The sequence below is a fragment of the Flavobacterium sp. KY-23415 genome (assembly GCF_055384985.1).
This window is the reverse complement of the sequence record NZ_AP044001.1, coordinates 1,712,999-1,736,135: the sequence shown is the minus strand read 5'-3', so window position 1 is coordinate 1,736,135 and position 23,137 is coordinate 1,712,999. Positions and strand designations below refer to the sequence as shown.

General features: G+C 31.6%; 11 protein-coding genes. All 11 read right to left on the bottom strand.

Features of this window, described 5'->3' with window-relative positions:
- Nucleotides 1-24: 24 nt before the first annotated feature.
- The 11 genes from ACZ49Z_RS07670 to ACZ49Z_RS07620 all read right to left on the bottom strand — a co-directional run bounded on the left by ACZ49Z_RS07670 (nucleotide 25) and on the right by ACZ49Z_RS07620 (nucleotide 23,127).
- Entirely contained in the window at nucleotides 25-1,362 is a 1,338-nt protein-coding gene (locus ACZ49Z_RS07670; RefSeq protein WP_464307593.1) for a PKD domain-containing protein, read from the bottom strand.
- Nucleotides 1,363-1,373: 11 nt separating this feature from the next.
- Entirely contained in the window at nucleotides 1,374-3,437 is a 2,064-nt protein-coding gene (locus tag ACZ49Z_RS07665) for a fibronectin type III domain-containing protein (RefSeq protein ID WP_464307592.1), read from the bottom strand.
- A gap of 5 nt (nucleotides 3,438-3,442) precedes the next feature.
- Nucleotides 3,443-8,608 (bottom strand): T9SS type A sorting domain-containing protein, encoded by a 5,166-nt coding sequence (locus ACZ49Z_RS07660; RefSeq protein ID WP_464307591.1) that lies wholly within the window; start codon nucleotides 8,606-8,608, stop codon nucleotides 3,443-3,445.
- Nucleotides 8,609-8,670: 62 nt separating this feature from the next.
- A complete protein-coding gene (locus ACZ49Z_RS07655; RefSeq protein WP_464307590.1) occupies nucleotides 8,671-13,329 on the bottom strand; it encodes an Ig-like domain-containing domain in 4,659 nt (1,552 codons plus the stop codon).
- 134 nt (nucleotides 13,330-13,463) lie between these two features.
- On the bottom strand, nucleotides 13,464-15,101 hold the full coding sequence (gene pgi, locus ACZ49Z_RS07650; protein ID WP_464307589.1) for a glucose-6-phosphate isomerase: 1,638 nt from the start codon (nucleotides 15,099-15,101) through the stop codon (nucleotides 13,464-13,466).
- A 7-nt stretch (nucleotides 15,102-15,108) separates the two neighbouring features.
- Nucleotides 15,109-16,347 (bottom strand): peptidoglycan DD-metalloendopeptidase family protein, encoded by a 1,239-nt coding sequence (locus ACZ49Z_RS07645; RefSeq protein WP_464307588.1) that lies wholly within the window; start codon nucleotides 16,345-16,347, stop codon nucleotides 15,109-15,111.
- Between the two features lie 24 nt (nucleotides 16,348-16,371).
- Nucleotides 16,372-17,304: a tryptophan 2,3-dioxygenase family protein gene (locus ACZ49Z_RS07640; RefSeq protein ID WP_464307587.1), complete on the bottom strand. Its 933-nt coding sequence runs from the start codon at nucleotides 17,302-17,304 to the stop codon at nucleotides 16,372-16,374.
- Nucleotides 17,304-18,071, bottom strand: coding sequence for a DUF3108 domain-containing protein (locus ACZ49Z_RS07635; protein WP_464307586.1), 768 nt, complete (start codon nucleotides 18,069-18,071; stop codon nucleotides 17,304-17,306). Before ACZ49Z_RS07635 ends, ACZ49Z_RS07640 begins: the two co-directional genes overlap by 1 nt.
- 288 nt (nucleotides 18,072-18,359) lie before the next feature.
- Nucleotides 18,360-19,520 carry a 4-hydroxyphenylpyruvate dioxygenase gene (hppD, locus tag ACZ49Z_RS07630; protein ID WP_464307585.1) on the bottom strand — a complete coding sequence of 387 codons (1,161 nt, stop codon included), beginning with the start codon at nucleotides 19,518-19,520 and terminating at the stop codon, nucleotides 18,360-18,362.
- A gap of 50 nt (nucleotides 19,521-19,570) precedes the next feature.
- On the bottom strand, nucleotides 19,571-20,728 hold the full coding sequence (locus ACZ49Z_RS07625) for a homogentisate 1,2-dioxygenase (RefSeq protein WP_464307584.1): 1,158 nt from the start codon (nucleotides 20,726-20,728) through the stop codon (nucleotides 19,571-19,573).
- 185 nt (nucleotides 20,729-20,913) lie between these two features.
- Nucleotides 20,914-23,127: a patatin-like phospholipase family protein gene (locus ACZ49Z_RS07620; protein WP_464307583.1), complete on the bottom strand. Its 2,214-nt coding sequence runs from the start codon at nucleotides 23,125-23,127 to the stop codon at nucleotides 20,914-20,916.
- Nucleotides 23,128-23,137: the final 10 nt, after the last annotated feature.

The following is a 23,137-nucleotide window of genomic DNA, read 5'->3' as shown; positions in this document are numbered from 1 at the left end:
GGGTTCACAGGGAAATTTTAAAAATTATAGGCTTTTTTGAACTTTAATATCGACCAACACATAGGAATTGGCTCCGTCATTCACAAATGATTTCACTTTGAGTAGTCCTTTTCTTCCATCGGCTGTTGCAAAGGGAATAATTCTAGGTAATACTCCATTATTAAAAGAAGTTGTTTCATTTGTAATTGATAATGTTTGTAGAAAAGCATCACTTGTCATGGTATTAAATTGATTTTCTGTGACCACTGTACAACTACAATTTTCTTGTTTATTTGTATAGGTAGTTGCTGTAGCATTAGGAATTGTTGCTAAACCAAAAGCATTTGTATTGGTTGGAGATACAAACACGTTTGAAGAAAAAGTGCTTCCTAAACCAAAGAAGACAATATCTATTAAAGGTCCGTTATTAGAATCTATTTGATTGCTCTTATACATTGTTTTTTCTACAGTAGAATAATAACATCCAAGCGTGTTTTGAGCAGTATTGATTCCGAATTTTACATCATTTTGAATACTTAGGTTCGTATATGCTAAAACTTGAATGTTCTTTATAACTGTTTGCGTTTGTTTGCCATTTGTAGCTGTTAATTTGATTTGGTAGTTTCCTTGACTATTGAAAACAAAGCTAGGATTTTCTGCTGTTGTATTTGAAGGATTGGCTCCAATTACTTCCCATGAGTAGGAAGTTGCACTTATCGAATTGTTTTGAATAAAAACTTTAACGGGTGCATTATAATCATTGTCTATTGGAAGGACAGTATAATCAAAATCGGCATTCAATTCTGGTAATACATCAAATGTTATTGTTTTTTGCCCCACTTCATTGTTTGTGCCAACAGTGTTTAAAGTTATTGTATGTTGACCTGGCGTACTAAAAATTACATTGTCAGGTTGTGCATCGGTACTATTTGCAGGCACACCTGATGTGAACGACCAATTATAGGACGCTATATTTTGCGATAAATTTGTTAATTGTATTTCTGCTGGTGCATAATTATTGATTAAGATTTCATAATTAAAATCGGTAGTAGGGCTTGTTTCTATAACAATTTGCTTTTCAATTGTTGAAACCGAACCATCTTTGTTTGATACTTTTAATTGTATTGTATGTGTTCCTGATTGCATAAAGCTCACTTCTCCTGGATTAAAATCGTTCGATGTTGCTGGCGAACCATTTTCAAATGTCCATTCAAAGGCCTCTCCTCCTGTTGATAGGTTGATGAACTTTGCTATTTTACCGTTTGGCGTTATTGTTTCCTCTATAACAAAATCTGCCTTTGCAACTAGCATTTCTTCTTTTAAGCAACTACAAAGAAGAATTAGAATGAAGAAAGAAATATGTCTTATTTTATTTTTTAACATTATGAATTTCGTTAATACGTTACAATTATTTCCTTAAAATTACTGAATGCTCCATCTTTGAACACTGCTCTAATGGCATATTCGTAAACATTCCCTGGGTTGATATTTGTATCTATATAGCTCATTTTATCTTTTTTAGGCTGAATAATTTTGAATAGAATATATTCACCGTCTTTTTTCCTTTTATAGAGCTGATATTCGTAGAGTTCTTTTTCTTTGGTTGACCAAAACAGCTCGATCCTTTTATTATTTCTGTCTACATGAAAATCAAATGATCTTATTGCTGGTTTTACTAAAGGCATCATTGGCGATGCGATTAAAGGTTCTGAAGGGTCACTTTCATTTCCAGCATCGTCAATGGCAACTATAGTATAATAATACTCTACTTTGGTTTCCAAATCTGTATCTGTAAAATCGGTAATCTTTCTAGAATCTATCTCTTTTATAACCATCCAGTCTTGTTCTTTTTCTGATCTTCTGTAGATTTTATGTTTTACTACATCATCGGAACTACTTTGAATGAACGTTATTTTTATACTCTTCTCTTCAAATAAATAATCTTTAATAACTGGTGAAGATGGTGGAATTAAATCTATTTTCTTTATTTCTACTATTTCCGAAAATCCTGATTCATTGTATCTATTATCTATTGCAATAACTTTATAGTATACTTTTTTGTTTAACGCTTTCGCATTAATAGAATCTCTATAAGAGTTATTCATCCAAACTGCTCTTGTTACTTGTGAGAACTCTTCTGTTGGAGTATAACCTCTAAATACTTTATAACCTTGTAGATCAATTTCGCTATTTTGTTTCCATTTTAATGAGACTACTCCTAATGAATCTATTTTTCCTTCTAATTGAATTGGAGGAAGCGGAGGTATTGAGTCAACCGGTTGCACTAATACTGGAAAAGAATCTCTGTATCCTCCTTCTTTTGCAACTGCTTGAATTTTAAAATAATTTGACGGTTTTAATTTAGTCTTTACAATATCTTTTCTAGATTGTGGTAATATATTTTGTTTTACCACTTGAAATTGTCCGTCTTCAGTATCTCCTTGCAAAACATTAAAACCAGAAATTTTAGATTCTCCTTCTTCTAAAAAATTCCATTCAATATTAACTTCCTCTTCTGCAATAACTCCTTTAGCAGTAATTTGAGGAGAAAATTCTAAAATATTAATTCCTTTTCCAGAAATAACCTCAGAAGGTGCACTTACCTCTCCAAAGGTATCTATACCTAAAATACGATAATAATACAGTTTTCCGTTTTCTTCTAAATTATCAGTATAGGAAATGAGTTTACTTTTACTTTCCCAAGAAAAAATGGGTGCTTTATTTAATCTTTTGAAATTTTTCCCATCTGTTGCTCTTTCCAAATGATAAGAAGAATATAAATTTTGTTGTGCTTCAAAATCCCAAATAATCATCACTGTATTGTTTCCAAAAATAGCTTCGGGTTTCAACGGAGGTGTCGTATCTGTTTTATCTTGTAATCCAATATATACAGATGCGTGTAAATCTCCAACTACTCCAAGCAAGGTTATAGTATAAACATATTTTTCATTGGGTTTTGCAGTGGTATCTTCTAAACCCCAACCCGCAGTTTTCGCCGCTAGAAAAGATTGTTCAGTACCCATTATTGCAAAAGCAAAACGTTGATTATTCTCATCATTTAACAACATCATTGTTTCAAGGTTAGTCCCTTTTCTTTCCACCTCGAAATCTTCTCCATAAATCGCTTGAGCAACAATTAACACAGTACTGTCTTTTTCTGCAATTTTTTCCCATTGTGCTAAAGGCAAAGGCAATAATTTTTCATGAAGTATAACTGTTTCATCTTTCATTATTGGATTGCCATCTCTTAAAACCGTTGTGCGCTGTACCCTATATCCTGTCTTTAACGATTTTTTCCACAAAACTGGATCATCTACAGACCATTTCAATAAAATTTTATTATTGCTCACTTTTCCTTTAGCATATACGTTTGGAGCACGATAAATAGTATCTACTTGTGAGTAACTATATACCCCTAAAAAGAGGAAAATGATTGTATATATTTTTAAAAATTTCATTCGGATTAATTAATAATTATTTTTTTTGTTTGAACATTTCCTGGTGTCCTTAATACAATATAATATACTCCACTACTCACATTTAAATTATATTGTTTGGTATGAATTTTACTCGCAGGGAAGTTCGTAATGTTTACTAATGTCCCTAATGAAACTTCATAAATAGCTATTGAAATGGGTAAGGAATGTGCCAAATCTACTAGCACATTAAAACTGTCATTTTGATTAATTGGATTTGGAAAAACTTTAAATTCTTTAATGAGTATCGAGTTTGAATCATCCGCTGGTAATCCAGGATTTTCTTCCACAATTAATTGATTATAATCATACAACACACAACCAGAGCTATTGGTTGCTTTCAATCCTATTTCATATACGCCAACATCAGAAAATTTAACGATAGCGGTTTGTGAATTTTGCGAAAGAATCTCAGCTTGTGAAGGAAAAATCCATTCATAATTTTCATTTGTACTTTCACTTACATTAATTAGTATTATTTCTTGATCTTTATAGGTCTGTGAAGCAACCAAATATTCGGACTCAATTGATTCTGAAAGTATATCTATTGTCACTGTATCTGTATAACTGCAACCGTTTGAAGATGTTACCACTAAAGTATAATCTCCCGATTGATTTATAGTTATAATAGGGCTTGAGGACGTGAAACCATTTGTACTTGTCCAAGAATAGGTTAAATTTACTCCAGTAGCACTTCCGTCTATTGTAGCTGATTGGTTTTGACACAGCGTTATTGTATCCTCTAAATCAAAGAAAACAGGTGTTTGTTGAGCAACTGTATAACTAAATGGAATGATACAATTACTTACTAGATCTGTAATTGTTCCCGTATATAGCCCTCCACTTAAACCAGTAACTGAAAACCCACTTAGTGTTGTATTATCCCATTGAATTGCAAAAGAACCACTACCTCCTGTGACTTGCAAATCAATACTTCCTGAATTGAGCGCAACACAATCTACATCTTGAATTGTTTCTTGAATTACAATTCCTCCAGATGCTTGCACTTCCCCACCTGTGAATAATTTTTCACATCCATTTGAATCGGTTACCAATACTACATAGTTTCCAACAGAAACGTTTGTGATAGTTTGTGTTGTTTCTCCATTATTCCATAAATAGGTATAACTACCTGTACCTCCTATAGGCTGGATTGTTATGGTTCCATCAGTGGCACCACCACATGAAACGGGTGTGCTTACAAAACTTCCTGCTAAAGAATTTGGCGCGACAAGAGCTATTGACAGTGTAACTGTTGCATTATTTTGATCACTAACCGTTAGGGTGTAATTTCCTTCTGACAAATTAGAGATTGTTGCTTGATTACTTATTGTTCCGTTTGGATAGTTCCATGTATAAAAATAGGGAGGAACCGCTCCAGAAACATTTGCTGTGATTTGACCGTTATTTCCTCCATAGCAACTTATATTTTGAAGTGTACTTGTAGTTACTACTAATGGACTTGGTTCGGTTATAACAATATTATTGATTGTTTTTTGACACCCTAGCCCATCTGTAACTATCACACTATAAGTACCCGCTGGTATATTAGAAAGATCTTGGCTTGTATTTCCATTGTTCCAAAGATAAGTATAGGAACCATTTCCTCCTGTAACATTTATATCTATATTTCCTGTTGCTTGCCCATTAATTAAAACATTTGTTGTGCTAACAAGTGTTGCAATTAATTCTGGACTGGTTGTGATTGGAATACTTGCTGTTGTTATTGTACAATTATTTACATCTCTTATTGTACAACTATAATTACCTACTCCTAATGCACTTATATTTTGACTATTAGAAATAACTGTATTGGCTGCATTTCTCCATTCATAAGTATATGGTGTTGTTCCACCTGAAACATCTATGCTTATACTTCCAGAATTGGTTCCGAAACAAATTATATTAGTAGTGTTAACCATATCAATGATTAAAGGTGTCGGTTCTGTTAAATTATAACTTATAGAAAATGTCCCTTGAGGGATATTTGAATCTGTAATAATAACGGAATATGTTCCAGCTCCTAATCCTGAGACTATAGGTGTATTTCCTCCATTACTCCAGTTTATTGTATAGGGCGGCAAACCTCCTGTAGGGCTAACTTTTAAACTTCCTACTAGATCTCCATTACAGTTTATAGGTGTTAGTACACTTATTGCGGCTTCTAATGGCTGAATAACTCCAACTGTGTAGGTATTTGTAATGCTACAACCTTTACTATCTGTAATTATTACAGTATATGTTCCTACTCCAATATTGCTCAATGTTGCATTATTTGATCCTATTGGACTAGCATTCATAGACCAAGAGTAACTATAGGGCAATGTTCCACCTGCAACTACAATAGTAATACTCCCATCTGTTCCTATAGCTGTTGAAACTGGGACTACTGTTTCTGAAATGAAAGCCAATTGTGATGGTTCAATTATTTGAATATTATTTATTGTAATAGTACATCCTTTTGAATCGGTAATTGAACAGGTATATATACCAGATGCTAAATTGCTAACATCTTCTGTTGTGGCTATTATTTGATTTTGTTGGTTTTTCCACTCATAAGTATAATTTGGAGTTCCTCCTGAAGTTGATATATTTATAGTTCCATCATTAGCTCCAAAACAGCTTATATCATTCTTTATAAAACTTGCCGTTAACACTTGAGGTTGTTGAACTGTAAAAGTCTGTGTTCTAATAATGTTATTCGCATCTCTAACTTCCACAGTGTAAGTTCCTGCTGGTAGATTTGATATTGATGCTAGATCTGTTGGTTCTGAAAAAGGAATATTTGACCCTGACCAGAAATATTGATACGCATTTCCTGATGAATATGGTGTTCCACCAGACACTATTGCCTCTAAACTAGCGGTACTGTCTCCAAAGCAATTTATTTCACTATTTTGCTGAATCGTTAACAGGTATGGTGGAGGTGCTGTTATTGTATAATTTTGAGTTGCGGAACAACCATTTGAATCTGTAACTGTAAAGCTATAATTCCCCGCAGTAACATTGTTTAAGTTTAAAGTTGTATTTCCAGTATTCCATAAATATGTATACGAACCCGTACCACCAGATACATTATGGTTAATTGCTCCGTTATTTATGGCAGGGTCTAGAAGATTAGTTATATAATTTAAAGAGATCGCTATTGGAGGGTTTTCATTAATAACGAGATTATTTATACTTTGACTACACCCGTTTTGATCGATAACGGTACAACTATAGTTTCCTGCTCCTTGACTACTAATTGTTGCTGTTGTTTCTGAAATTGACACTCCATTTTTTTTCCATGAAAAAGTATAGGGTGCTGTTCCTCCAATGGTTGTTAATTCAATTTCACCATCTGTTCCACCGTTACAACTTACATTGGTTATTGTATTTGTTACTTGAAGAACATTGGGTTGTGTCAATGTATAAAAAATCTCTTTTGTACCACCAGCACCATCAGCATCTGTTACTACAAGCTTATAATCCCCAGCTGACAAATTAATAATTTGTGTATTTGATGATAAAAATATAAGTGCTGGGTTACTTTTAAACCATTGATAAGTATATCCAGGTCTTCCTCCTGTAGCACTAGCGCTTAATTTACCATTATTTGCTCCATTACAAGTTATATTTTGATCTATTGTTATTTCAGGTACTAATAATGGTGGGTTTTGTAGCGTATAGGTTTCTGTATCTGTACAGCCATTGGCATCTGTTACCAACACTGTATAAGCACCTGCGTAAAGGTTTGAAATATCTTCCGAACTCGTAGTAGCAAAAGTTGCACCTGATATATTATAAATATTATCAAACGACCAAGAAAAAGTATAGGGAGGTGCTCCATTGTTTATTGTAATGTCTATATTTCCTGAATTCTCATTGTTTAACAATGGTTCAACAATAACTGGGTTTGAGGCAACTGTAACTCTCGTATTAGGCTCTATAACAGTAACCGTCTGTGAACCATCTGGAGCTATACAATTATTTCCATCTCTAACAAGCATATTATAATTTCCCGCTGTTAGGTTTACAAATTCATTACTCAATTGCCAATTTACTCCTCCATCTTTACTATATTCATAAGGTGCTGTTCCTCCAGTTGCGGTAACTGTAATACTTCCTGTAGCCTCATCTTTACAGATAATATCTGTTTTTATTGTTGAGAATTCTACTTTTGATGGAGCTGTTATGGTGAAAGGATCGCTATTTTCATCACTCGCAAAAGTATTACCTCCGTTTAAATACGATTGGTATCTAATAAAATAAGTTCCTGGCCCTAAACCTCCAATAATGTATTGTTGATTAGTAAACTGAGCTGCTGTGACTTGTTCATCACTTACAAAAATATCATTGGTACCATCATTCTCATATAAGGTCATGATAAAATAATCTCCTTGTGATAAACCATCATTAAATGTAAAAGTCGCACTACCACTATCACTATCGCTACATACATTTTGAACTAATACTGGAGAGCCTACTATTTGAGGAGAGCAGGGAATAACTTCGTAAAGGATTGTGTTGGTTTCAAAAACTTGTGATAATGCATTTAGAGGATTAGTAGAAAGTCCTTTTATATTTAGAGAACCATAATAATTTGCTAAGTCTGGTATATCAGAAGGAGAAAAACTTAATACATCTCCAGATTGATAAGAATTTGGAATATCAACCCAAACTCCAGGGTTATCTTGTCTATTATACTGATATTTAGAAATTAATTTTTTGTTAATAACTATATTATCACAAATACCAATAGAATTGTCTTGTAATTGTAAAAGATTAAAAGAATAAAAATTAGCTTCTGAAGCACAAACTGAAAAATTAATTTCTCTATCAATATTGATATCATCAAAAAAATATGTGTCATTTAATGATTGATTACATTCTCCACCAGAAGTATCAATAAAATCACCACTTACTTGTAAAGTTAAAGGAAATCCACTATCTAAAACTTCCACATAAAAAAATCTATGGCAATTAGAATTACCGCCACATGAATTTTGAAAAAAAATTTGAGAATTTGAATTAATCCCATTAAATTCTATTCCACTGGGATGATATCCTGAAGGAGAATGAAGTTCAACAACAAATTTTTTAGTTTGAGAAAATAGTATTTCACAAATAAAGAATAAAAACAGGATAAATTGATATAATATTTTCTTATTCATAATAATTAAAATCTAAGATGTTTTTTTTATTAATTATAACTAAATGATTCCTCTATAAGCATTTAATACTTTCTATTAAATACTTTATCACTTTCACTTCTAAATTCCTCATTATTTAAAGAATAGATTAATTTAAACTTATATGCCCCAATAGGCAATATCGGAAAACTACTATCAATCAAATATTTATATTGCTCATATTTCTCCCAATTAATAGGCGCATTCATATACCTGTTTACCACTTGATATCTTAGGTTAACGTAGTCCGTTTTATAAGTTAATGGCAAGTTGTATTTAAAAGGCAATCTTTGATTGACTAATAAAGATGTAGAATTCGATTGCAAATAACTTTGGTAATATCCTGGAATATCTATTGCACGAGTAGCTGGCAAACCTAGTTCGTTAACATATCTATTAGTAATAATAATATTTCCATCCAGTGGATAATTTTGGTAAACCAATGGATAAATCGAATCATTATAATAAGAATCATCCAAAATTGCTTCTACAGTAATTAAAGGTTGACCATCTGTATATTGAGAGCCATATAATTCTGCTTCATTAAATACTTCATATGGGACAGTTTTATAATACAAAGCATGAACATCAGCATAAATAATTTCTAATAAATCCCCTGTTTTTTGAATGGACTCCATTTTACTCGTAAATGTTGGATGCTTACTCGCTATGAAATTATATTCCAGTATTATTTTGTTTGTATTTGTATTATTCTGAGCTTTTGCCATATTATTTGTAACCGTTACTTCATTTACCTCTGTAGTATTATTTGCAGAACTTGAAACGTCTCCAGTAACAACATTTTCGGTTAAATGGGTAATGGTTTCAGCATTTGCTTCTGGATATGCTATGATTTGCAAATGATTTGTAGTACTTAAACCAATATTATCATATGGGAAAGTAATTTTATTTTCGGTAGTATTATAGATTATGTCATTCTTGCTTTTTAAATTCTCTCCTTGTTTAATTTCTCCTTTTATATTCCAATTGGAAATTGTTCCATCAAATAAATAATCTTGACCACGTTTCAATTTTAAATAAACATTCTTATGCTCTTCGGGATAAAAGTTATTACTCTCTATCACAGGATATGAATAGGCTATATTCTCTAATGGTACATATTCAGGAGCGCTTCCTGTGGTAAATGAAAATGTTCGTACTTCTTTACCAGATCCATCTCCACTGGTCAATACTCCCCAGGTAGATCCGTTTTTTTGTTCTAATCCAACTTCTACTGTTGCTTGTATAGTCGTATTAGGTGGTAATACATCGTCTGAAACAAAATTAACTTTTGTGTTATTATCTATCCATTCTAATGTTCCAACTATATTTTGCCCCTCATGCATCAATTCGAATTTTTTAAGACTAATTCGCACCGTTTTGGTTGTTCCACTTGTGTCTTCAATTGAGAATGGTGTTAACATTGCATAATTAAAAGCAACTTGTGGTTTTTTAAAGACATCTACTTCATTATCATTATCTGGGCTTACATCTGATATTACAGGTACTCCTAATGGATTAGACATTCCTATAAACTCACATTTTTCTCCAACTTCAAACTTAAAGCGTAATCTTCCTTTTATTAATCCTCCTAAAACTTTATAATAGATCCCTAGATACCCTTCCATATGTGTTGGGTTCGGAAATTCTCCTCTTAGCATTGCGGCTACCCCAGCTTCTAAAATTGAGAATCTTCTTGTTTTTCCAAAAAGTTTTACTTTTATTCCAACTTCTCCATAAATATAGGCATATACTTGTCCCATTGAATACCACCCGTCATTCCCTACTGGTCCTTCCATTCCAGCACATGAAACACCGTTTAATTTTCGGTGTAAAATATCAAATCCTCCACCAGCTTCTAGAAAAGCATAGAAAAAACCATAATCACCACCTAATTGTACCGAAAAATTCAATCCAAAAGCAAATCCTTTTCCATCATTCAGTAAACTTAAATCTCTATTATCATTTAAAATATCGGGGCCTAAAATTTGTAATACTCTTGGGTGTGGAGGTGTTTGTGTTGGAAGTACATCACCTGTCATAAAATAGGCTTGAACATTAACATCATAAACACCTATTTTAAATATTGCACCCAACTTATCTAAAGGAGTTCCAACATGCAAATAGGATTTCGCTGGGCTTGAATACATATGCACCATTCCAAACTTATTATTTGCACCCGAACCTTTAATACCTTCTAATTTTAAGTACAGCTCAAATAATCCATCAAACGAATTATTTAGGAAGTCTTTTTCAATACTTACAAAGACTCCAATTTTCCCATCTTTAGCCACCTCAGAAACTGGATGCCCTGTTTTAGCTATTTCTAACAGATTTCCTTGTGCCAAATATCCATTCATTTCTTCGGCTTCATCTCCTTCAAAAATTGAATCATAGCTTGCCCACGTACTACTTAATGATCCTTCTGTTTCTCCATCACCAGCCATCATTGCACCTTCTCCTAAGAAATATAATCGGTTTAATCCTCCATATTGATTGTATTCTAACTCTATAAATGCTTTAGCCTTAAATGAAGTTGTTTTTCCAAATTTAATTTTTGCACCAGCCCTTAATCCTAACCCGTATTCTTCATTTGGTAAATATCTTGAAGTCTCATACGTCCACATCATGTTACCATCAGAACGTTTCATTCGATAAGACAATCCTCCTTCAATTTTTTCAATTCCAAATTTATTATTTGAAGAGGTGTTAACAATTTGAAAATCGGCAAACCAGTATCTGAAATCTTTTTTAGCAAACATTGCTTTTGCCTTTCCTTCTATTTTTATTTGTTTTAAATTAATTTCTAATTCTCCTTTAAAACCTTTTCCATAAATTGAATCGTTCTTAAAAATATCAATATGCCCATATAAACGAAACGAGCTTTTCTCAATATCTATAGTAATAGATTCTACATCTACTCTATCAAATTTATAACTTTGGAATTCTTCTTCCTTAAACTTTCCAAGTATTTTAACTTCTGTATCAGCATAGATCCCTGAATTTTCCATCAAATTTAGTTTAATTTTCAAACCAATTCCAACAGTAGTTGCATCTGGTGTTACCAAATGAATGTTTTCAAAACTTACAGGGAAATTACCAAACTTTGCTTCACTTGGGTAACCAAAATAGGATGCTTGGATATAAGGTTGTTCATAGGATTTCAATCTAAGATTTTGGAAAACAATCCCTTTAAACTGATAAAAATCTTCTTCATTTTGTGTTACTTGACCATCATTATTAGTCAATGGAGCATCACCTACATCACCTCCTAAATTCATCCAACCATTTAAAAAAGCTTCTCCTCTGAATTCTCTAGTATTATTATCTAATTCCATTTTAATCCAAGAGTTTTCAAGAAAAACCATTTTTCCTTTAAACATCTTACAGTCTGCACTATCTACCTTGACAATTAATCGATATATATCTTTATTAAAAGTTCCAGAGTATTTTAGATTAGAATCTAATGCTGCTGGTTTTATATTTCCTGAGAGTTTTGCTCCTGTTAACCTATTTGTAACTAAATTAACACTTAATGTATCAATAGTAAATTGCCAACCAGATGCATTACCTTTATCTAATATGTTATAACCTGCAAACTTTCCAGAAACTCCGAAATTATCAATTAATAAATTTGTAGATTCAAACTTAGTTCTTTCTTTAGTACTCTTATTCTTAAACTCTTTTGGCAAGGTTATACTCAACTCATTAGCATAGAAACCTCGCCATGCATTTGTATCTCCTCCTGGAAAGAGTTGATTTGCAACATAGATTTCAGGAAAAACGACCGAGCTTGAATTTTTCGTATCGCTCATGTCGAAAACCATTTCTTTTAGATTAAAAACCCAACCTTCCAAATCATTTATTTCAAAATTTGGTAAATTTAATTGAATTAACATATCGCTCCAGCCAGTGGCAGACATTTCAATTTTAGCACCTACATATTTTGGATTATCAATTGCGTTAATTCCATCATCACTTAAATCTTTATTATGATTAATTCTTTCTCCATTGCTATCTACTGGTACAACTAAAGACCTTGCTAATCTTATGTCCATATCGAAAGTAAAGGATTTAAAACCATCACAATCGAACTCGACAAATGACTTGCTATTAATTTCTCCTGATTCTTTATTAAAATCACCTCCAATAATACTTAAAAGCATTTTACCGCCAAATTGAGGGAGCGTTTGGTTACCAATTAAATAAAGCTTCCAATCACCAATAACTCCACCGTCATGAGAAAGTTTTAATTTATCAGCAGCAAAATAAAGGTAGACATTTTCATATTTTGTTTCAATTCTTGCAAAAGCTGTAAGTTCTAAATAAGCAGGCGTAACTTTCGCTTTTACTATTGCCATTTCTGCTTTAAAAGCATCTTTGGTATAACCTGAAAGACCAATTGGCAATTGTACTTCTTCAAAACCCGTTAATTTTTCAACAAATTTCAAATTTTTTTTAGTGAACAACTCATCTGCAAATGCTTTTAAAGAATCCCCTACAAATGTTGAACTACTAACAGGCGACAACTTAAGATTCTCATTGTTTTTAAAAGCTTTCTTAAGTGCTATTTTGGCATCAAGCTTAGAAAATTTTGAAACTTCAATTTTCTTATGACTTAATGTATCTGATAATGGATTATTTTCTATTGCATATAGACAAGAAGTAGATAATAATAAAAAAGCTAAAAACCTAGAAATCATGGACTGTTTTTTTTGCAAAAGTACTTTTTTAGAATGATTTACTGTAAGGTTTTTAAAAAATAAAAAAGCAGTTCATCACAAAATATTGTAATGAACTGCTTAATTCCTTTAATAAATTCTTTTTAAACTCTTATTTATTCTATATATTTATGTAATAAGAAATTTGTTGAGCTATCATGAGTGTTAATTTTTTTGTCATTCAACTCGGTTAGAATAGAATTAGCCAATTGTTTCCCTAATTCTACTCCCCATTGGTCATAACTAAAAATATTCCAAACAATACCTTGCACGAATATTTTATGTTCATATAATGCCACTAATGCCCCTAATGTTTCTGGTGTAAGTTTTTCAATCAATAACGTATTTGTGGGTTTATTGCCATGAAAAACTTTAAATGGCAATAAAAAATTAGCTTGATCAGGTGATATTCCTGTTTTATTAAACTCCTGCTTTACTTGCGCTTCACTTTTTCCCATTAATAAAGCTTCTGTTTGTGCAAAGAAATTAGACATTAATTTATTATGATGTTCTTTATTTCCGTGTAATGATTTTTTAAATCCAATAAAATCTGTTGGAATTAATTTTGTCCCTTGGTGAATTAATTGAAAAAAGGCGTGTTGGGAATTTGTACCTGGTTCTCCCCAAATTATTGTTCCTGTTTGGTAATTAACTACTTTACCATCTCTTCCTATGCTTTTACCATTACTTTCCATAATTCCTTGTTGCAAATAGGGCGCAAGTTTTTGCAAGTATTGTGTGTAAGGAATTAATGCTTCTGTTTCGGCTTTAAAAAAATTATTATACCAAATGCTTAACATTGCTAAAATAACTGGAATGTTTTCTTCAAAAGGGACTTCTCTAAAATGCTTGTCCATTGCATTGGCCCCTTTCAATAATCTATTAAAATTTTCAAAACCTACCGATAAACTAATACTTAATCCAACAGCACTCCAAAGCGAAAAACGTCCTCCTACCCAATCCCACATTGGGAAAATGTTTTCTTGTGAAATGCCAAATTCTGTTACATTTTTCACATTTGTTGATACCGCTACAAAATGCTTTGCCACATCATCAATATTAGCAGATTTTAAGAACCATTCTCTAATTGTTTGTGCATTTGATAATGTTTCTTGCGTCGTGAATGTTTTGGACACAACTACAAATAGTGTTGTTTCTGGATTTATTTTTTTTAGAATTTCATTCACATGATCTCCATCTACATTAGACACAAAATGAAGGTTTAAATGATTTTTATAATACTCTAAGCCTTCAACTACCATTGCAGGACCTAGATCTGAACCACCTATTCCAATATTAACAACATCTGTGAAAGATTTATTTGTATATCCTTTACGAATACCACTAAGGATGTCATTTGTAAAAATTTCAATTTTTTTCTTTACCTCAAAAATCTCTGGAATAATATTTTTACCCTCCACATAAACTTCATCATTAACATTTGCCCTTAGCGCAGTATGCAATACAGCTCTATTTTCGGTTTTATTTATTATATCACCAGAAAAATAATCTTGAATAGCTTGTTTTAAACCTATTTCATTAGCTAAATCTATTAATAATCTTTTTGTCTCTTCAGTAATTATATTCTTTGAATAATCAACAACGAAATCTTTCCATTCAATATGAAATTTTTCCGTTCTTTTATTGTCTTGAAAGAACATTTCTTTCATAGAAATATTCTTTATTTCTTCAAAGTGCGCTTCTAGTTTTTTCCAAGCGACTGAATTAGTCGGATTATTAATTGCTAATGCCATTTAATTATTATTTAAATTTTACTTTCAATACACTATCAAGTTCTTTTTTAAGTGGCTCAATATATTTCAAATAAACTTCTTTATCTTTATCATTCATTGGTTCTGTATTTGGCAATTGCTGACGAAACGGATCTACTTGCACACCATTTTTCCAAAAACGATAACAAACGTGAGGTCCTGTTGCTAAACCTGTACTCCCTACTTTTCCAATAACTTGCCCTTGAGAAACATGCTGACCATTCTTAACTAATATTTTAGACATATGTAAATACTGTGTTGAATAGGTTGCATTATGCCTTATTTTCACATAATTACCATTCCCAGAAGTATAACCAGCTCTTTCTACAACTCCACTAGCTGTTGTTTTAATTGGTGTTCCGTGCGCTGCTGCATAATCTGTTCCGTTATGTGCTTTCCATTTTTTCTGAACTGGATGAAAACGTCTTCCAGAAAATCGAGATGATATTCTAAAATAATCTAATGGTGATTTTAAAAACATGCTTTTTAGGCCTTTACCTTTTTCATCGTAATAATCAAAAAAAGCCTGTTCTGCTTTTAACTTGTAGGGAAAGGCATAATAATCATTGCCTTTATGTTGAAAATAGGTAGATTCTACACTTTCAATTCCAACATATATGGAATCTTCAATATATCTTTCATTAATTGTAACCGCAAATTTATCTCCTTTTTGTATCTTAAAGAAATCTATTGAATACTCATATACCTTTGCTAATTTAGTAGCAAAACCCTGACTCACTCCTTCTTTTGAGAGTGTCTCTGACAATGAACCTTCAATTTCTGCTGCAATTGTTCTTCTCTTCAAAGATGTTGGTTTTTTCTTGTTGCTTACTTGTATTGAGTCTCTAAAATTAATTACTGTATATTCAATTTTATTTTTTACATAAACAAGTGCTTGAAGTTCATTTGGCTTTTTCTTGTCTAAAAACAACAAATAAGGTTTGCCAATTTTTATCATTCTTGGATTGAATGAATCTTTTACCTTTTCAACTGCTTCAAAAGTTTTTATACTATCTGGCAAATTGAACTTTCCAAATATTAAGCTTAAATTATCTCCCGTTCGGATAGTATCTTTTATTACTTTATAATCATTAAAAATAAAACCATATTCTTTAATAATTGGTTCTTTTTTTACTTTCTCTTTTGTTTTTTTTATCTCTTTTTCCTTAGTATCATTACATGAAACAAATAAAAGTAATGATAAAAACAATAATGGTAGGTATCTCAATGTAGCAGTATTTTTAATGTGTTCTTACAATTCTTCTCCCCAATTTTCTAATTCTTCTTTTGACCATAATTCTGGAAAGAAAATTCTTTTTTGGTATTTTGGTAACATGTATTTTTTCCAATCGCTACCTCCTGTTGCTTCATGATTACCAGGAACACTTTCAATATATTTTTTTGCAGTATTAAAATGCCCCATTACCCATGTAATATTAACTGTTTTATCTAGATGTCGCATTGCATTAACTAGACTTTCTTTTTTTTGAGATTCTTCTGGAAGTTGTTTGTATTTTCTCCATAGATTTATGGTATTGTATTCTTCTATAAAGTCTAAAAACTGTTTTTTGTATTTTTTTTCAAACTGTTGCAAAAGAAAAGATTTCTCGCCTGTTTTATAATCTTTGCCCGCTGCTTGCCAATACAAATGTTCGAAAGCAAACTCATAGGATGTATTTCTATCTATGGTTGCCCTAAATCGATAATCAATTAAATTAATCAAATCGGTTGATGCAAATTCTATTAATCTATATTGTGCACTTTGAAATCCGCTTGCAGGTGTTAAAGTATTTCTAAATTTCAGATACTGCTCTGGCTCCATTCCATCTGTCATTATTGTGAATGAAGTTGTCAACATATCGAAATATCTACTAATTCTTCCTAATCTTTCTTCAAAAAAAGATGTAGTTGGCTTTTCTGTATGAGACAATTGATCTATTTCCCAAAGAACCATCTTAAACAAAAGTTCATTTACTTGATGATACATAATGAAAACCATTTCGTCTGGCAATGTTGTTCTTTGAATTTGCAAATTCAACAAAGCATCTGTTTGAATATAGTCCCAATAGGTCATTGGTTTAGACCAAAGCAAACCTTCTAAATGCGTTTCTGTACTCTGATTAATTGCGTTATATTTTTTCTCAATCTGTTCTAATTGATGAATTCTTTCCGGTGTTATTTCCATTATTTAAATTTAATAGCGTGCTTTAAGTTATTATATCCATCCAAATCTGCTTTTAACGAACCAACAGCCAAACTCGCCTTTACACGAACTGGTATTTTATTGTCATCATTTGAAATCCAAACAGTTAAACTCTCTTCTTCTTTAAAAACTCTACCTGCTTGAACGTATGGTCTGAATATTTTACAAGAAATTTTTCCAAATTTAGTTTTTATATTTTCTTCACCAAGATATTTTAACTTAAACTTTGTTGTTTCATTATCAAAAAACATGTCTATAGCTATTGACTCTCCATTTTTTAAATTATCTATTTGTGGATGATTTCTTAAATAATAAAAAGCAGAAACAATATCCTGCACATTTTCAGGAACTGAAAAGGTATTCTCTGTATTGTTTTTATAATCTTTTACACGAACAGTACCATTACTTTGATTAAAGAAACCTTCTTGATATTTAGTATAACCACCTTCGTCTATTTTTCTTAAAAACTGATAAGGTTTTCCTGTTTCTTTATCAAAGAAACTCTGGTAATCATCTTTAACTTCAAAGAAAAACTTGGTCATTCCAACGGTCCATCCTTTTCCTTCTACATGATGCACTTTTCTATTATTACGTGTAGATTCTTTAACTTCTAAAGTAGCATAACCTGCATTAACTAGCCCATAATGAATTCTAAGCTTTATGAATTCTCCTGTTCCAAAAGAATCTTCTTTTTCTACAAATGAGTTTGTAGTAACGAAAACAACTAAAAGTAAAATAATTTTTTTCATAATCTGAGGTTTTTTTAGAAGATAAGTACAATATCTGTTCCAAAAATAAGAAACAAAAAAACCCAGTCAAAATTATGACTGAGTTTTTATGCTATTAACCAACCAAAAACTATAAATTATGAAAACTTACTAACAAATTTAGAGACTCTAACTATCTCTTTTTTTGCGAGTGCAAATGTATATAGTTTTTTAAACATTTCTTACCAAAATAACAACTTTAACCATTTTAACAGAAATATCTTTAACAAAATTGGTTATTTTTTAATAATATGAAAAAATATTGCTTTTTTATAATGTACCTCGCAATGCTTGCTCTCTCTCTATCGACTCAAAAAGTGCCTTAAAGTTTCCTGCTCCGAAGCCTCTAGCACCCATTCTTTGAATTATTTCAAAAAACAAGGTCGGTCTATCTTCGACTGGCTTAGTGAAAATTTGCAACAAATACCCTTCTTCATCTGCATCTACCATTATAGAAAGTTTTTGTAATTCTTTCAGGTCTTCCTTCATCATGTCTTTATGCTCACCTAATCTTTCAGGAATTGCATCATAATAGGCTTGTGGTGGTGGTGGTAAAAATTCAATTCCTCTTGCTTTTAATTCACTAACTGTTTTAATAATATCATCTGTAGCTACTGCAATGTGTTGCACACCTGGACCTTCATAAAAATCTAAATATTCTTCAATTTGAGAACGTTTGTTTCCTTTTGCTGGTTCATTAATAGGGAACTTTACTCTTCCATTGCCATTGCTCATTACTTTACTCATTAAAGCAGAATACTCTGTATGGATTTGTTTATCGTCGAAAGATAAGAAATTCTCAAATCCCATTACATCTTCATACCATTTTACCCAAGTATTCATTTCTCCCCAACCTACATTACCTACCATGTGGTCAATATACTTTAACCCAACACTTGTTGGATTATAATCTGATTTCCATTCTCTAAATCCTGGCATAAATGTTCCATTGTAGTTTTTACGCTCCACAAACATGTGCACTGTTTCTCCATAAGTATAGATTCCTGCTCTTACCACTTCTCCATGTTCGTCTTTTTCAACTACTGGCTCCATGAATGATTTTGCTCCTCTTTTTGTTGTTTCCTCATAGGCACTTCTTGCGTCTTCTACCCACAAAGCAACTACTTTAACACCATCTCCATGTTTAACAATATGCTCATTAATTGGAGAAGAACTGTTTAATGGAGTAGTTAGCACTAAACGTATTTTATCTTGTACTAACACATAACTTACAGAGTCCTTAGAACCCGTTTCCAAACCTCTATAAGCTAATGATTGAAACCCGAATGCCGTTTTGTAGAAATGAGCCGCTTGTTTTGCATTACCCACATAAAATTCTACATAATCTGTACCTAAAAGAGGAAGGAAATCTTGTGCTCCTTCAAATATTTTTTCTAAACCGTAGTTTACTGATTTTACTTCTTTACTCATAATAATATATTTTATGAACAATAAATGTTCTTAGTGTTGTGTTTATTAAATTAATCTAACCAAGATTGAAAATACTTTTCATCTGCAATTTTCATAGCTTCTTCTGTAACCTTCAAAGGTTTGAAAGTATCGACCATAACCGCTAACTCTTGAGTTTCAGTTTTGCCAATACTCCTTTCTGCAGCTCCAGGATGTGGCCCATGAGGAATCCCTGCAGGATGTAAAGAAATATGACCAGCTTCAATATCATTTCTGCTCATAAAATCTCCATCTACATAATACAACACCTCATCTGCATCTATATTACTATGGTTATAAGGTGCAGGTATTGATAATGGATGGTAATCATAAAGTCTTGGAACAAAAGAACAAATCACAAAAGCATTTGTTTCAAAAGTTTGATGAATAGGTGGTGGAAGATGAATTCTTCCTGTTATTGGTTCGAAATCATGAATTGACAATGCATATGGATAATTGAATCCATCATAACCAACCACATCAAATGGATGTGTTGCATATATCATATCGAAAATTTCATCTTTCTTTTTTACTTTAATTAGAAATTCTCCTTTTTCGTCGTTCGTTTCTAATTCGTACGGGCGACGAATATCTCTTTCACAATATGGAGAATGTTCTAATAATTGACCGAACCAATTTCTGTATTGTTTTGGAGTATAAATTGGCGAATGAGATTCTACAATAAAAAGACGATTATCTTCTGAATCAAAATCTATTTTATAAATAATTCCACGAGGTATAATTAGATAGTCACCATATTTAAAATCTAGATTACCATATATGGTTCTTAATTTACCTGTTCCGCGATGAATAAAAATCATCTCATCTGAATCGGTATTTTTATAAAAATATTCTGTAGTTGACTTTTTAGGTGCTGCCAAAGCGATGTGACAATCTGAATTAGTCAACACAATTTTTCTGCTTTCTAAATAATCATTTTCTGGTGGAACTTGAAAGCCTCTTAATCTATAGGATTGAATATTATTTTCTTTTGCAATTTTGGGAGCAATATTATATTGTCTTTTAATTTCTTTTACCTGAGTAGGCCTATATACATGGTATGAATTTGTTGACATACCATCAAAACCAACTGTTCCAAACAATTGCTCATAATATAAATCTCCATTTGATTTTCGAAATTGAGTATGACGTTTCGGTGGAATTTCTCCTAATTTATGATAAAATGGCATAATTTTTTAATTTAAAAATTTAACAATAAACGAATGCAATAATCCTTTAGATACCTGCATTTACTAAATTTATTCAATTATGCGACTCATTCAGGATTTCTCTTGATGAGGAATTTAAGGTGCGCTAATAAGTCTAACCAGTGTAGTTTCATAATGATACAAATATCGTAAATATTTTTTAATATTTAAAACCAAAAGCCAACTGCAAACCATGTATGATGTTCTCTTGTTTCTGGAGACCAAGAATGCTTTATTTCTAAAGGACCAATTAATGTTTCATAACCATAGCCTATAGCATAACCGCTATAGGTTGGCTTTGAAAACCATCCCTCTAAATTTTTGAAAATTTTATTTCCAATATTAGCATAGTTCCCGCTAAAGTTTATATGATGTTTTTTAAACAACTCATAATCTATCTCAAAAGTACCTTTTACATAACTATCTCCCAACAATCCAATAAAATTATAACCATAAAAAGGTCTAATGTTATTTATTGGAGCAAAACCATAACCTCCCAATGAAAAATCCAAATAATTATTTATATTTTCTCCCACAGAAAAACCTCCTTCTGAGAGTATTTTAAATGTTGCTTTATTAAAAAAAGTATAAACAACCCCCATATCGGCTTTTGCCATTATAAATTTTTCAAAATCGTTATTATAATCAGAAGAATAAATATATGATCTAACTTCTCCATTAAAAAACCATCCTTTTTTGGGAAAATATTTTTGATTAAATGAATCAAACTTCATATAACCAAACAATGAAACATAATCACTATTATCAAAAACAGGTCGAACCGATTCCAATGTGGGCGATTTAATTTTTAAATGCTTTAATTCAGCCCCAGCACCGATAGAAAACTTTTGAGCAAAAATAGTTTGTAAATAAATTTGATTACTAAAATCGGAATAATTAATATTCACAGATCGAAGTCCTAAACTTGATAATGTTACTCCATTATTAAAATCGTTAGGAACGTTTCTACTAAAATAATTATACTTAGATTTCACTCCAAAACTCCAATAAAAACCGTTATCAATATAATAGTCTAAATTATATCTAAAATTATCTCCCAAAATAACATCTAATGATAAAACATCATTTCTGGCTAACAATTTTCGTTTTGTAAAATTTACTAAAACCCCACTTTTGAATAAATCATCATAGTGTATTCCAAACTTTAGAAACATACTACTTCTTTTTTCTTTTAAATCAAAAATAACATCTTCCCCTGTCCCATTTTCGTGAAACGAATATGTAATTGATCTAAAATTTTGAGTGGCATTTAGGTTGTTTATCCCTTTTTCAAAAGTTTTAAAACTGATTTTAGAATCTGGTTTAAATTTCAACTTTCCCAAAACATACGCCCTTGTATAATTAGCTAACTCATTAATATTTATAGCTTTAATACTTATAGAATCATCTACTTTCTTAGTGATGTTTTCTTTTCTTTTTTGAAATTGCAATTTTTGTAGTTGAGGCATAAATTTCAATGCCTCTGTTACTCCTTTAGGAATTATTTCTTTCCCTTTATCAAAAGAAACAACAGTAAAACCTCTTATGTCAGGTTTAATATAGATATCTGTCAACTTTCTTTTTTCTTCCATCTTTTCAATCATAGAGAAATTAGTCACCTGAACCAATAGATCTGTAGCTTCTTTTAACTGCTCTCTTTTTTTTAGCCCGTCTTGAACATCTACTCCAATCACAACATCTGCTCCCATTTCTCTAACCAATTCAACAGGATAATTATTAACAACACCTCCATCTACTAAAACTTTTCCATCAATCTCTATTGGACTATACAAAGTTGGAATTGCCCCACTTGCAATCATTGCTTGAGGCAAAATACCTTTATTTAAAATCACTTCCTTCCCTGTTTCTATATCTGTTGCGACACAAAAAAAAGGAATTGGCAACTCACTAAAATCGTGAATATCATTTACAGACATGGTTAATCTAGAGAGTAAATTGTAATTATAAAGTCCTTTAGACAAACCAGAAGGAAGCCCCAATTTAAAATTATCGAAAGGGAGAGAAACAGCATAAATTTCATCGTTCCTTTTCTCATAAAAACTTTTAGAATCTCTTGGAGTAAAATCTTGTAGTAGTGCATCTACATCTACCATCGTGAAAATAGAATCTAGTTCTTTTGCAGAATAACCGGAAGCATATAGCCCTCCAATAATTGCTCCCATGCTAGTTCCTCCAACATAATCAACTTTTATCCCCAATGAATCAATTACTTTTAAAACACCAATATGAGCCAAGCCTTTTGCCCCCCCACCACTAAGCACAAGCCCTACTTTTGGCCTAAAAACTTGAATAGAATCTTCCTGAGATAAGCAGATTTGAAACGTTATAAATAGGCTTATTAACAAGAACATTTTTTTCATTATTGTATTT